This is a genomic window from Caballeronia sp. AZ7_KS35 (assembly GCF_023631045.1).
GTDB classification, from domain to species: domain Bacteria; phylum Pseudomonadota; class Gammaproteobacteria; order Burkholderiales; family Burkholderiaceae; genus Caballeronia; species Caballeronia zhejiangensis.
The window spans coordinates 100,955-113,405 of the sequence record NZ_JALQDV010000036.1 but is presented as its reverse complement, the minus strand read 5'-3'; the positions used below and the strand labels follow the sequence as shown (position 1 = coordinate 113,405).

Sequence of the window (12,451 nt, the reverse complement as noted above, 5' to 3'; positions counted from 1 at the left end):
GCGTTCGTTCGACGGCACCGCGCGGCCAACAGCGCTGCAAACCACGGGAGAACTGACATGAACAAGGATCAAGCCGAAGGCGTTGGCAAGCAGGTCAAGGGAAAGATCAACGAGGGCGTCGGCAAAATGACTGGGGACAAGGCGCAGGAAGCCAAGGGCGACATGCAGCAAGCAGCCGGCAAGGTCCAGAAAGGCGTGGGCGATGCACGCGAGGATCTGAAGGACAGCGTGAAAAAGAACCCGTAAGACGGGCAACCGGCGCCGCGACTCCGGCGCCGCTTTGAGCGGGACGTGCTCGATGCGCGTCCCGTTTTTATTGGCGGCGCACGGCGGCGCGCCGACTTTATGCGCAAAAAGTTCCGGACGCTCAGCGCATCAGCCGTGGATGACGACGAGCAACGCCTTGGCCTCCGCGCGCCCGACATTCCGGATCGCGTGCGCCTCGTCCGCGGCATACCGCGCGGTTTCCCCCACCTTCAGACGACGCGTCGCACCCGACGCATCGACCTCAATGGAACCGTTCAGCACCGTGAGATGCTCGCGCGTTAACGGTTCGTGCGCGTTCGACGTGAGCGCGGCGCCCGATTGCAGCGTAAGTTCGTACCACTCGAACTTGCCGGCGAGTTCAATCGGTCCCCACACGCGCAACTGATAGCCGCCGTTGTCCCCACTCAGGGTCGGTATTTCATGCAGCCCCGAAACGCGGATCGCTTCGGCGGGCCTTTGCTGCGCGAACAATTGGTCGAGGCTGATGCCGAGCGCATTGGTCAGTCGCCACGCGACGGCGATCGTCGGATTTGCCTTGTCGCGCTCGATCTCCGACAGCATCGACTTCGACACGCCGGCCGCGCGCGACAGATCGTCGAGGGTCAGCTTCCGTTCGCTGCGCAAGCGTTGAATGATCTCTCCGACGCGCGGCGGTGTTGCGCCTGCGCCCGCGAGATCGGCTGCTTTTCCCTCTGAACCCGTGCTTGCCATGAATCGACCAATCCCGTAAAGTGTTCGGCATATCGGAAATGCGTTCGAAATATCGAACATGTCCGATGCGATGGATGCACTATAACAGGGCTAAGGACGGCGCGCGCGAGTCACGAGGCGCGGATTGCATTGGCAGGCCCAGAACAAGGATTGCGATGAAAGACCGATATCTCTCCCATTTGCGTTCGACGCTCGACGAAATTCGCGCTGCGGGGTTCTACAAGACGGAGCGCGTCATCGCGAGTCCGCAGTCGTCGGACATTCGGCTCGCGAACGGCGCGGCAGTGCTTAACTTCTGCGCGAACAACTACCTGGGTCTCGCGGACGATCGCCGGCTCATCGAGGCCGCGAAGGACGGACTGGACGCCGATGGTTTCGGCATGGCGTCCGTGCGTTTCATCTGCGGCACGCAGACCGTGCACAAGGAACTCGAACAGGCGATCGCGGGTTTTCTCGAAACGGACGACGCCATTCTTTATTCGAGTTGCTTCGATGCAAACGGCGGCCTCTTCGAAACGCTGCTGACCGAAGAAGACGCGATCATCAGCGACGAACTGAATCACGCCAGCATCATCGACGGCGTGCGGCTCTCGAAGGCCCGGCGTCTGCGCTATAAGAACAACGACCTCGCCGATCTGGAAGCGCGTCTTCAGGAAGCCGATGCAGCCGGCGCACGCTTCAAGCTGATCGCGACCGACGGGGTTTTTTCGATGGACGGCATCATCGCCAACCTTTCCGGCATCTGCGATCTCGCTGACCGTTACGGTGCGCTCGTCATGGTCGACGATTCCCACGCCGTCGGCTTCATCGGCGAGAACGGGCGCGGAACCCCGGAGCAATGCGGCGTGCTCGATCGCGTCGACATCATTACCGGCACGCTCGGCAAGGCGCTTGGCGGCGCGTCAGGCGGCTATGTCGCCGCCCATAAGGAAGTCATCGATTTGCTGCGTCAGCGCAGCCGGCCGTATCTTTTCTCGAACACGTTGGCACCGAACATCGCCGCGGCATCGCTGAAAGTGCTTGAACTGCTCGCGAGCGACGAAGGCGCGACGTTGCGCCGGCGCGTCCGCGAGAACGGGGCGCACTTCCGCAAGGCGATGTCCGCGCTCGGCTTCGATCTTGTCCCCGGTGAACATCCGATCATTCCGGTCATGCTCGGCGACGCTCAACTCGCGTCCAAGATGGCTGATGCGCTGCTCGACGAAGGCGTCTATGTGATTGGCTTTTCCTACCCTGTGGTGCCGAAAGGACGCGCGCGCATCCGGACGCAGATGAGCGCGGCACACACGCCGGAACAGATCGATCGTGCAGTCGATGCGTTCGCTCGCGTCGGCCGATCCCTCGGCGTCATCGGCTGACTTTATGCGCATAAAGGCCCGCGACCTTCGAAGCAGCATCATCAAGACCAAACGCCAGGATCAAACGCAATGAAAGCCCTTGCCAAACTCGAACGCGCACCCGGCCTCACCCTGACGCGCGTGAAGCGACCCGAAGTCGGTCACAACGACGTTCTCATCCGCATCCGCAAGACGGCGATCTGCGGCACCGACATCCACATCTGGAAATGGGACGAATGGGCGCAGAAGACGATTCCGGTGCCGATGCATGTCGGTCACGAGTACGTCGGCGAGATCGTGGAGATGGGACAGGAAGTACGCGGCTTCGCCATCGGCGATCGCGTGTCGGGCGAAGGCCATATCACATGCGGTTTTTGTCGTAACTGCCGCGCGGGCCGTCGTCACCTGTGCCGCAACACGGTCGGCGTCGGCGTGAATCGTGAAGGCGCATTTGCGGAGTTTCTCGTGATCCCGGCGTTCAACGCGTTCAAGATTCCGCCTGACATTTCCGACGATCTCGCTGCGATCTTCGATCCGTTCGGCAACGCGACGCACACCGCCCTCTCGTTCAATCTCGTCGGCGAGGATGTGCTGATTACCGGCGCCGGGCCGATCGGCGTGATGGCTGCGGCGATCGCGCGGCACGTCGGCGCGCGCAACGTCGTCATCACCGACGTGAACGACTATCGGCTCGAACTTGCCCGCAAGATGGGCGCGACGCGCGCGGTCAACGTGGCGAACGAAAACCTGCGCGACGTGATGAGCGAACTCGGCATGACCGAAGGATTCGACGTGGGCCTGGAAATGTCCGGCGTGCCGAGCGCATTCACGGCGATGCTCGAATCGATGAATCACGGCGGCAAGGTCGCACTGCTCGGCATTCCGCCGGCGCAGACCGCGATCGACTGGAATCAGGTGATTTTCAAGGGACTCGAAATCAAGGGCATCTACGGACGCGAGATGTTCGAGACCTGGTACAAGATGGTCGCGATGCTGCAAAGCGGCCTCGATCTCTCCCCGATCCTCACGCACACGTTTCCCGTCGACGACTATCAGCGCGCGTTCGACACGATGCTCTCCGGCAACAGCGGCAAGGTCGTGCTCGACTGGACCGCCGTCGCGGCCTGAGCGGCACGCATCACGGCGCGTTGTCCGCAGACGCCTTCGAAAATTCGGCCTGAATGGCGACGTGCACATCGTCGCCGACGGCCGGATACCACGTCGTCAGTCCGAACTGAGCGCGGCTGAAATGTCCGTCGGCGGAGAAGCCCAGCGTTTCCTGCTTCGTGAGCGGATTGACCGCGTGACCGTTGAACGTCACGTTGAGCGTGACCGGCTTCGTCGTGCCGCGTATCGTCAGATCGCCCGTCAATATGCCCTTGTCTTCGCCGGTGCGTTGAAACGCCGTGCTGACGAAAACGATGTCCGGATAACGCGCGCCATCGAACATGTCCGGCCCTTTCAGCATGCGATCGAGCAGCGGCACATTGGTGTTGACGCTGGACGCGTCGATTCGCGCGCGTACCGAGCTTCCGGACATTCCGTCCGCGTTCCAGTCGAGTTGCGCCGTGGTCTTATCGAATCGGATGACGAAGCGCGAGTAGTGGAAATGATCGACGTCGAAACTCACGTTCCAGTGATGCGGATCGAGCTGATAACGTCCTGCCGGCACGCTCGATTCACTCGACGAAACGTGATGCGTCACGACCTGAAGCGGCGTGCACGCCGTCAATGCGATCGCCGCGAGAAAAAGAACGAGACGCTTATAAGCCTTCATCGCGCATTGCCTCGAAAACAAAAATAGAACGTCGACAAGTTTCGCCGAGATCATCCGAACGCGCGCAAGCCGTCACGGACTTTTCGTCAGCACACACGAAAATGTCGCGATCGGGTAGAGTTCGCCTCGACCTACATCTCAAAAAAGCGGCGCCACCGTACGCGCGTTGGCGGATAAAACATGTGCACATGGCTGTCCCGATTCCGAACGTTTCGCGCGCACTTGTCGGCGGTTGCCGCGCTCGTCGCGCTGGGCTGGACGCCCGCCGCGCACGCAAGCTGGTGCGGCGACGGTCTCTGGCTCGACGCGATGGTCGCTTCGCATCACTTTCACCCGGACAAGGACTTCGAGCAATTCAATCCGGGCATCGGCGTGGAATGCTGGGTCACGCCGCAATGGGCGGTGACAGGCGGCTACTTTCGCAATTCGCTGTCGAAGCCGTCGTTCTACGGCGGCGGCGTGTGGGGACCGGACTTCCTTCACTGGAATTACATCAGGCTCGCAGTCATGGCCGGGCTCATCTCCGGCTACGACTACGGCAGCTACGGCCTCGGCCATAACCATACGGTCGGTCCGGTTGCCGCGCCGCTCATCATGCTGGAATACAAGCGCGTCGGCGCGAACATCATCCTGATTCCGCCGATCCCTTCGAGCGATCTTCCATTCACGCTTGGGTTCATGCTCAGACTGCGATTCTGAACATCGTGCGGGGTTTGTGGTTTGTGACGTACTCCCAAGCTCCAGACGACTGAACGAGAATCCAGCTAACGCCTTCGCGGCCGAGGCAAACCGGCGACGCTGTCAGGCGCGCCGCGCATGCGTTCATTACACCAGCGTTGGCGGCCCAACGATTGCTGAGGGGTGCGATGTGACGCATCGTGCACAGCAGACAAGAGAAAAGAATCAGCACGTGGACGAAAGAAAACGCCGCACGCATGGCTCAACGTCATAGGCCCGGCTTTGGCTCGCTACGCGATGTCGGCGTCACTCCGTGCCCGAGTCTCTCTGCGACCCTATCCATGAGCAAGCCAACCCAGATTCGCATGAAGCTCGACGAATATCGGCTGCAATGGCGCGTGCTGACCTTCTACGAGCGCTTCGAGCAGATCATCGCCCACATCCTGAGCGTCGTGATCTCGGTGATCATCGTCGTATCGCTGTGGCAGTTGATTCGGGCGGTCATAGCGCTGACGCTGTCGGGGGCGCTCGATCCGCTGGATCATGCGATCTTTCAGGCGGTTTTCGGCATGGTGATGACGTTGTTGATCGCGATGGAATTCAAGCATTCGATCACTCGCGTCATGTTAAGACGCGATCACATCGTGCAGGTCAAGACAGTGCTTCTCGTGGCGATGCTCGCGATAGCGCGCAAGTTCATCATCCTTGATCCAGCCACGGACCCGGGCCGCATTGCCGCACTGGCGGCCGCGCTGATCGCGCTCGGCAGCGTCTACTGGCTAATGCGGCAACGCGACGATCCCGTCGATGCGGCGATTGCAGAGCGCGCCGCGCGGGATCGCGAAAAGCGCGATTGATATTCTGTTGGCGTGCTGCCGATGCTTTCAGCGTCAATCTGGCAGCACGAACTCGGTACGCATGTCTTCGATCACCTTCTCGACGTGATGTACATAGTCCGCACCGAGGTCGTTGAGCGGCGCGATGTTCCAGTTGCGGCCGGATGCGTCGGGCGGATGCCGCTCTGGCAGCGGTATGCGCACGCGCAAGGCTCCCGGCGCGTCAGCGGAGATTTTGGCCATGCGGCTTTGCAGTTCGTCGCGAATCTGCTCAGGGGTTCGAACGGTTTTCGGCATGGGTCTGCCTCCTTCGCTTGCACGCCTGGATCGTGACTGGTTGGGCGCAGACGTTGGACGCATGCACCGACGCCTCTTTGAAGTTTAGTCGCTAATTCGGATAGGCATCGACTGATGCAATGATCGTCCAGAAAAAGTGAGTGCATTCCTCCTCACAGCCCCGATTCTCGCTGTCTATTCCACGAATCCGGAATCTTCTTGAAGCGCACCTGCCTCACTGTCCCCGCGCCGCGTGCCGCAAGCACTCCAGCATCAACGTTGCAGCGGGCGTCAGCGGACTGTCCCTGCGCGTCACGATTCGCACCGACACGGCAGGCAACGGATCAACGATAGGAAAGATCGCGAGCCCTTCGCCGACCCATGGATGTTCCAGCAACGCGGCGGGCATCGCGGCGAGCGCATCCGAGCCACGCAACAACCCGTGCGCGATGATGAAGCTCGGACATTCGATCACGCGTTTGGGCACCATCAGACCGCGCTCGGCGTACGAATCGAGCAGCGCCTGCGTCGAACTTTCCGGCGACGGATTCAGCAGCCACTCCGCATCCGACAACTCCGCGAGCGACGTGCAGTGCCGCAACGGATGATCCGCGCGCCCGACGATCGCCGAGCGGCTCTCGTACAGCTCGATGTGATCAAACTCCGGCGCGAGATGTTCGGGCACGACGACCGCCACGACGAAGTCCAGCGAACCATCGCGCAGACGCGGCATCGCGACGCCCGGAAAGCCTTCGATGAAACTCACGCGCGCGTCCGGCATCTGCTTGCGAAACGCCCGATACGCCTGCGGCAATATCGATAGCGCGGCAGTCGGCGTGACGGCCGCGCTCACGCTGCCCGCGCCGGCGCCTTTCATCTGCGCGATGTCGTCTTCCGCGCGGCGCATTTCGCTGACGATCAGATGCGCCCGCACGCGCAACTGCTGCCCGAACGCCGTCAGTTGCACGCCGCGCGCTGTGCGCAACACGAGCGGTACGCCCAGATCCTGTTCCAGTTCCTTGATCGCCTTAGTCAGCGCCGCTTGCGACAAATGAAGGCTGCGCGCCGCCGCGCGAATGCTGCCTTGCTCGGCGGTCGTCAGGAAAGCGCGCAACTGATGATATTTCATGCTCATGGCCGACATCCTAGGGTTATCGCCGACAACCAATAGTCATCACGCAATAAATTTACCGTCTTTTGGTTTGCTTATCGGCTTTATATGCTTGGCACACATCGAATCGCATCGAGCAAGGAGCGTCATATGTTGTCAGTCGAGCCCGTCATCCCCGGCATTGCCGCCATCGCATCGGAATTCGTCGATGTGCGCCGGCGCATTCACGCGCATCCGGAACTTGCGTATGAGGAAACGCAAACCAGCGATCTCGTCGCGGGATTGCTCGCGCAATGGGGCTACGAAGTGCATCGCGGGCTGGGCAAGACGGGCGTCGTCGGCGTGTTGACGGAAGGCGAGGGCGGCAAGCGCATCGCACTGCGCGCCGACATGGACGCGTTGCCGATCGAGGAAGCCACCGGCCTGCCGTATTCCAGCAAACACGCGCGCACGATGCACGCATGCGGCCACGACGGCCACACCGCGATGCTTCTGTGCGCCGCGCGCCATCTCGCCGAAAGCCGCCAGTTCTCGGGCACGCTGATCGTGATTTTCCAGCCCGCCGAGGAAGGCGAGGCGGGCGCGCGCGCGATGATCGAAGACGGTCTCTTCGAAAAATTCCCGTGCGACGCCGTGTTCGGCCTGCACAACATGCCCGGCCTGCCCGCGGGCGACATGTTCTTCACGCCGGGTCCGGGCATGGCGTCGTCGGATCGCGTGAACATCACCGTGCGCGGCGTCGGCGGACATGGCGCGATGCCGCACGTCGCATGCGATCCGATGCCCGCGGTCGCATCGATCATGCTCGGTCTCAACAGCATCGTCGCGCGCGAAGTGGATGCGCAGAAATCCGCGGTCGTCACCGTCGGCAGCGTGCAGGCGGGCGAGGCGTGCAACGTGATCCCCGAGACCGCGCTGCTGAAGCTCTCCGTGCGCGCGCTCGACGCGGGCGTGCGCAAGCAGCTTCAGGAGCGCATCACCGCGCTCGTGAACGCGCAGGCATTGGCGTTCGGCTGCACGGCCGACATCGACTACGAACTCGGCTATCCGGTGCTCGTGAATCACGCGGAACCGACCGCCTTCGCCACCGATGTCGCGACAAAAATGCTCGGCGCGCAACGCGTCGATCCGGCCGCGCGTCCGCTGATGGGCAGCGAAGATTTCGCCTTCATGCTCGAAGCGTGCCCCGGCACGTATGCGTGGATCGGCAACGGCATCGGCTCGAAGGGCGGCTGCATGGTGCACAACCCCGGCTACGATTTCAACGACGACATCCTCGCGATCGGCGCGAGCTACTGGGTGCGCCTGGCCGAAGCCTGGCTCGCCGACTGATCCTTCGGAATCCATCATGAACGCACCTACCTTTGCCAGCGCGCCGGCGAATCCTTCGATGCAAACCCGCCGCGCGGCGCGCACGCGGCTCGTCCTGGCGGCGGCGGTCGGCAACGCGCTCGAGTTCTACGACTTCATCGTCTATGCGTTCTTCGCGCTGACCATCGGCAAGCTGTTCTTTCCGGTGGACGATCCGGTCGGCCAGTTGCTGCTTGCGGTGGCGAGCTTCGGCGTCGGGTTCTTCACGCGGCCGATCGGCGGCTTGCTGATCGGCATGTACGCCGATCGCGCCGGCCGCAAGAAGGCGATGCTCCTCACGCTCGGGCTGATGGCGCTCGGCACCGCGATGATCGCCGTCGCGCCGACTTACGCGCAAGCGGGCATCGCCGCGCCGATCATTCTCGTGATCGCACGGCTGATTCAAGGCTTCTCGGCGGGCGGCGAAGTCGGCGCATCGACGACGCTGTTGCTCGAACAGGCGCCCGCGAACCGGCGCGGCTTCTATGCATCGTGGCAGTTCTCGAGCCAGGGACTCTCGGCGCTCGCCGGCGCGTTGACCGGCGTCGCGCTCACGGCGACGCTCACGACCGCGCAACTCGAAAGCTGGGGCTGGCGCGTGCCGTTCTTCATCGGCACGGCGATCGTGCCCGTCGGCTGGTGGCTGCGTCGCACGATGGAAGAAGCGCCGCCGCAAAACGTCGCCGCCGCGCCCAAGGCACCGAAGATTCCGCTTGTCACCGTGCTGCGCGAACATGGCCGCGCGGTGCTCAACGGACTCGGCCTCACGATCGGCGGCACGTCGGCGCACTTCATCATCGTGTTCTATCTGTCGATCTACGGCGTGAAGACGCTCGGCCTGCCGAGCTGGACGTCGATGCTTTCGGGCTGCGTGTCGGGCGCGATTCTCTTTATCGTCGCGCCGATAGGTGGCTATCTGTCGGACCGCATCGGCCGCAACAAGCTCGCGCAGACGACGCGCATCCTGCTGATGCTCGCGATCTGGCCGGCCTTCGCGCTGCTGAACAAATCGCCGAACGCGACGACGCTGCTCGCGGTCGTCACCGTGCTCTCTATCGTGCATTCGCTCAACGTCGGTCCGACCGGCGCGATGCTCGGCGAGCTGTTCCCGCGTTCGGTGCGCGCGACGGGCGCGGCCATCGTCTACAGCATCGGCGTGGCGATCTTCGGCGGCTTCGCGCAGTTCTTCGTGACGTCGCTCATCGTCATTACGAAGAGCGTGATGGCGCCCGCGTGGTACGTGATCGGTTGCGGCGTGCTCTCCGTGATCGCGGTGGCGTGCATGCGCGAAAGGTCGCAGGAAATGCTCGACTGATCGTCAAATCTTGCGCTGCACGCGCGCCGGATGCGTATGCGAGGTGTATAACTCGACGTGTCCGGGTTTCTGAAAAGGCCGCCCGCGCGGCCTTTTTTACTGGATCCCACACTATGAAGAAAGCGCGATAAAGGGGACTTCCATGCGCAAGAAGCTACGCTCGCAAAGCTGGTTCGGCGGCAACGATAAAGACGCGTTCATCCATCGTTCGTGGATGAAGAACCAGGGCATACCTCACGATCAGTTCGATGGCCGGCCGGTCATCGGCATCTGCAATACATGGTCGGAACTCACGCCGTGCAACGCGCATTTTCGCGAGCTCGCGGAATACGTGAAGCGCGGCGTGCGCGAGGCGGGCGGCTTTCCGCTGGAGTTTCCGGTGATGTCGCTCGGCGAATCGAATCTGCGGCCAACAGCCATGTTGTTCCGCAATCTCGCGTCGATGGACGTCGAAGAATCCATACGCGGCAATCCGATCGATGGCGTCATTCTGCTCGTCGGCTGCGACAAGACCACGCCCGCCTTGCTGATGGGCGCGGCGTCGTGCAATCTGCCCGCGCTCGCGGTGTCGGGCGGACCGATGTTGAACGGCCGCTTTCGCGGCGGCACCATCGGCTCGGGCACGGGCGTCTGGCAGATGTCGGAGGAAGTGCGCGCGGGCACGATGACGCAGGAAGAATTCGTCGAAGCCGAATCGTGCATGAACCGGTCGCGCGGCCATTGCATGACGATGGGCACCGCATCCACGATGGCCTCGATGGTCGAATCGCTCGGCATGGGCTTGCCGCACAATGCCGCGATTCCCGCCGTCGATGCGCGCCGTCAGGTGCTCGCGCACATGGCCGGACGACGCATCGTCGATATGGTCAAGGACGATCTCACGATGGACAAGATCCTCACGCGCGAAGCCTTCGAGAACGCGATCCGCACGAACGCGGCGATCGGCGGATCGACGAATGCGGTCGTGCATCTGATCGCGCTGGCGAAGCGTATCGGCGTGGAGCTCACGCTCGAAGACTGGGAACTCGGCAGCAAGGTGCCTTGCCTCGTGAATCTGCAGCCATCGGGCGAGTATCTGATGGAAGACTTCTATTACGCGGGCGGCTTGCCCGCGGTGTTGCGTCAGCTCGGCGAGCAAGGCTTGCTGCATCGCGATGCGCTCACGGTGAACGGCCGCACGATCTGGGACAACGTCAGCGACGCGCAGAACTACGACGAGAAGGTCATCACGCGGTTCGAGAAGCCGTTCAAGCCGCACGCGGGCATCGCGGTGCTGAAGGGTAATCTCGCACCGAACGGCGCGGTCATCAAGCCATCGGCGGCGACGCAATCGTTGCTGAAGCATCGCGGGCGCGCGGTCGTATTCGAAAACGTCGAAGAGTTGCACGCGAAGGTCGACGACGATTCGCTCGATATCGACGAGCACTGCATCATGGTCCTGAAGGGCGCGGGGCCGAAGGGTTATCCCGGCTTCGCGGAAGTCGGCAACATGCCGCTGCCGAAAAAGGTGCTGCAAAAAGGCATCACCGATATGGTCCGCATCTCCGATGGCCGCATGAGCGGCACCGCCTACGGCGCGGTCGTGCTGCATGTGTCGCCGGAAGCGGCGGCGGGCGGTCCGCTCGCGCTCGTGCAGACCGGCGACATGATCGAACTGGACGTCGAAGCGCGGCGTCTGCATCTCGAAGTATCGGACGAAGAACTGGCGAAGCGCCGCGCCGCATGGCAGGCGCCCGAATTGCCGAAGCGCGGTTATTACCGCTTGTATGTCGAGCATGTCTTGCAGGCGGATCAGGGCGCGGACCTGGACTTTCTCGTCGGTTCGAGCGGCGCGCCCGTGCCGCGCGATTCGCATTGAGCGGAGGCAATCGATGACGAACCTGCAAACGCCGCCGCCCGGCATGTGGCCGGTGCTGTACGCCTATTTCGATGCGCTGAACCGCCTCGACCACGACGCCACGCGCAAGCAGATCGACGCGACCCTCGCGGCGGGCGCGCCGGCGATCGTCACGCTCGGTCTCGCGACGGAAGTGCATCGCCTGTCGGAAGACGAGAAGCGCACGATGATCGACGTATGCGCCGCGCATATCGCCGGTCGCGTGCCGCTCGCGGTCACGATCACCGGCGACAGCGTCGATGCACAAGTCGCGCTCGCAAGCCATGCGCTCGAACGCGGCGCGTCGTGGTTGATCCTTCAACCGCCGTCCAAACGCGGCGAGCCGGAAGCGTTCTACTACGACTTCTTCGCGTCGGTGCTCGAACGGACCGGCGCGAATGCGGGCATTCAGAACGCGCCGGAATATCTGGGCGTGGGTTTGTCGGCGGAATCGATTGCCGCGCTCGCTGCCGAGCGGCCGAACTTCCGTTTGCTGAAGGGCGAGGGCCCGGCCGTGACGATCCGCGCGACCATCGAACGATTGCGCGCGCTCGAACAGACGCTCGCGGTGTTCAACGGGCGCGGTGGCCAGGAACTCGTGGACAACTTGCGTGCGGGCTGCGATGGCCTGATCGTCGCGCCCGACGCGTTCGATCGTCAGGCCGCCATTTACGACGCGTTCGCCGAAGGCCGCGAGGACGATGCCGAATCGCTGTATGCGGAGACGCTGCCGGAAATCGTCTTCGTGATGCAGTCCCTGGAAACGCTCACCTGTTACGGCAAGCGCATCGCGGCGTGGCGCATGGGCTTCGACGTGCAGCACGATCGCGGCGCGCGTCCGACGCCGTTCGGCATCGAATGCGCGCGCCGTTTCGCGCAACGACTAGGGCCGACATCGCGCGTCTTGCGCCGATGAA

13 protein-coding genes are annotated in these 12,451 nt (G+C 62.9%); 9 read left to right on the top strand and 4 right to left on the bottom strand.

Going from position 1 to position 12,451, the window contains the following annotated elements; all coding sequences use genetic code 11:
• Positions 1-57 precede the first annotated feature (57 nt).
• Positions 58-246 carry a CsbD family protein gene (locus NCT05_RS22500; protein WP_250503195.1) on the top strand — a complete coding sequence of 63 codons (189 nt, stop codon included), beginning with the start codon at positions 58-60 and terminating at the stop codon, positions 244-246.
• A gap of 129 nt (positions 247-375) precedes the next feature.
• On the opposite strand, the gene NCT05_RS22495 is transcribed toward NCT05_RS22500, so the two are convergent.
• A complete protein-coding gene (locus NCT05_RS22495) occupies positions 376-978 on the bottom strand; it encodes a helix-turn-helix domain-containing protein (protein WP_250503194.1) in 603 nt (200 codons plus the stop codon).
• A gap of 155 nt (positions 979-1,133) precedes the next feature.
• Here NCT05_RS22495 and NCT05_RS22490 point away from each other — a divergent pair, with 155 nt between their 5' ends.
• Together NCT05_RS22490 and tdh are read left to right on the top strand one after the other, a co-directional pair.
• On the top strand, positions 1,134-2,336 hold the full coding sequence (locus tag NCT05_RS22490; RefSeq protein ID WP_250503193.1) for a glycine C-acetyltransferase: 1,203 nt from the start codon (positions 1,134-1,136) through the stop codon (positions 2,334-2,336).
• A 69-nt stretch (positions 2,337-2,405) separates the two neighbouring features.
• A complete protein-coding gene (tdh, locus tag NCT05_RS22485; RefSeq protein ID WP_008354214.1) occupies positions 2,406-3,443 on the top strand; it encodes an L-threonine 3-dehydrogenase in 1,038 nt (345 codons plus the stop codon).
• A 10-nt stretch (positions 3,444-3,453) separates the two neighbouring features.
• Here the strand turns inward: tdh and NCT05_RS22480 are convergent, their stop codons facing one another.
• On the bottom strand, positions 3,454-4,092 hold the full coding sequence (locus NCT05_RS22480; RefSeq protein ID WP_034472270.1) for a YceI family protein: 639 nt from the start codon (positions 4,090-4,092) through the stop codon (positions 3,454-3,456).
• A gap of 180 nt (positions 4,093-4,272) precedes the next feature.
• Between NCT05_RS22480 and NCT05_RS22475 the strand changes: the two genes are divergently transcribed.
• A complete protein-coding gene (locus NCT05_RS22475; protein ID WP_250503192.1) occupies positions 4,273-4,791 on the top strand; it encodes a hypothetical protein in 519 nt (172 codons plus the stop codon).
• A gap of 344 nt (positions 4,792-5,135) precedes the next feature.
• Positions 5,136-5,627, top strand: a complete 492-nt coding sequence (locus tag NCT05_RS22470) for a phosphate-starvation-inducible PsiE family protein (protein WP_008354218.1) — start codon at positions 5,136-5,138, stop codon at positions 5,625-5,627.
• A 33-nt stretch (positions 5,628-5,660) separates the two neighbouring features.
• On the opposite strand, the gene NCT05_RS22465 is transcribed toward NCT05_RS22470, so the two are convergent.
• Positions 5,661-5,903: a hypothetical protein gene (locus NCT05_RS22465; protein ID WP_250503191.1), complete on the bottom strand. Its 243-nt coding sequence runs from the start codon at positions 5,901-5,903 to the stop codon at positions 5,661-5,663.
• Between the two features lie 214 nt (positions 5,904-6,117).
• Positions 6,118-7,011: a LysR substrate-binding domain-containing protein gene (locus NCT05_RS22460; protein WP_033535848.1), complete on the bottom strand. Its 894-nt coding sequence runs from the start codon at positions 7,009-7,011 to the stop codon at positions 6,118-6,120.
• 132 nt (positions 7,012-7,143) lie between these two features.
• On the opposite strand from NCT05_RS22460, the gene NCT05_RS22455 reads away from it, so the two are divergent.
• The 4 genes from NCT05_RS22455 (at position 7,144) to NCT05_RS22440 (ending at position 12,450) form a co-directional block, all read left to right on the top strand.
• Positions 7,144-8,325 carry a M20 aminoacylase family protein gene (locus tag NCT05_RS22455; RefSeq protein WP_250503190.1) on the top strand — a complete coding sequence of 394 codons (1,182 nt, stop codon included), beginning with the start codon at positions 7,144-7,146 and terminating at the stop codon, positions 8,323-8,325.
• Positions 8,326-8,341: 16 nt separating this feature from the next.
• Positions 8,342-9,658: an MFS transporter gene (locus tag NCT05_RS22450; RefSeq protein ID WP_250503189.1), complete on the top strand. Its 1,317-nt coding sequence runs from the start codon at positions 8,342-8,344 to the stop codon at positions 9,656-9,658.
• A 142-nt stretch (positions 9,659-9,800) separates the two neighbouring features.
• Complete coding sequence (locus NCT05_RS22445; RefSeq protein ID WP_008354222.1) at positions 9,801-11,516, top strand: IlvD/Edd family dehydratase; 1,716 nt, start codon at positions 9,801-9,803, stop codon at positions 11,514-11,516.
• A 13-nt stretch (positions 11,517-11,529) separates the two neighbouring features.
• Positions 11,530-12,450 (top strand): dihydrodipicolinate synthase family protein, encoded by a 921-nt coding sequence (locus NCT05_RS22440; protein ID WP_008354223.1) that lies wholly within the window; start codon positions 11,530-11,532, stop codon positions 12,448-12,450.
• The last annotated feature ends 1 nt before the right edge of the window (position 12,451 follow it).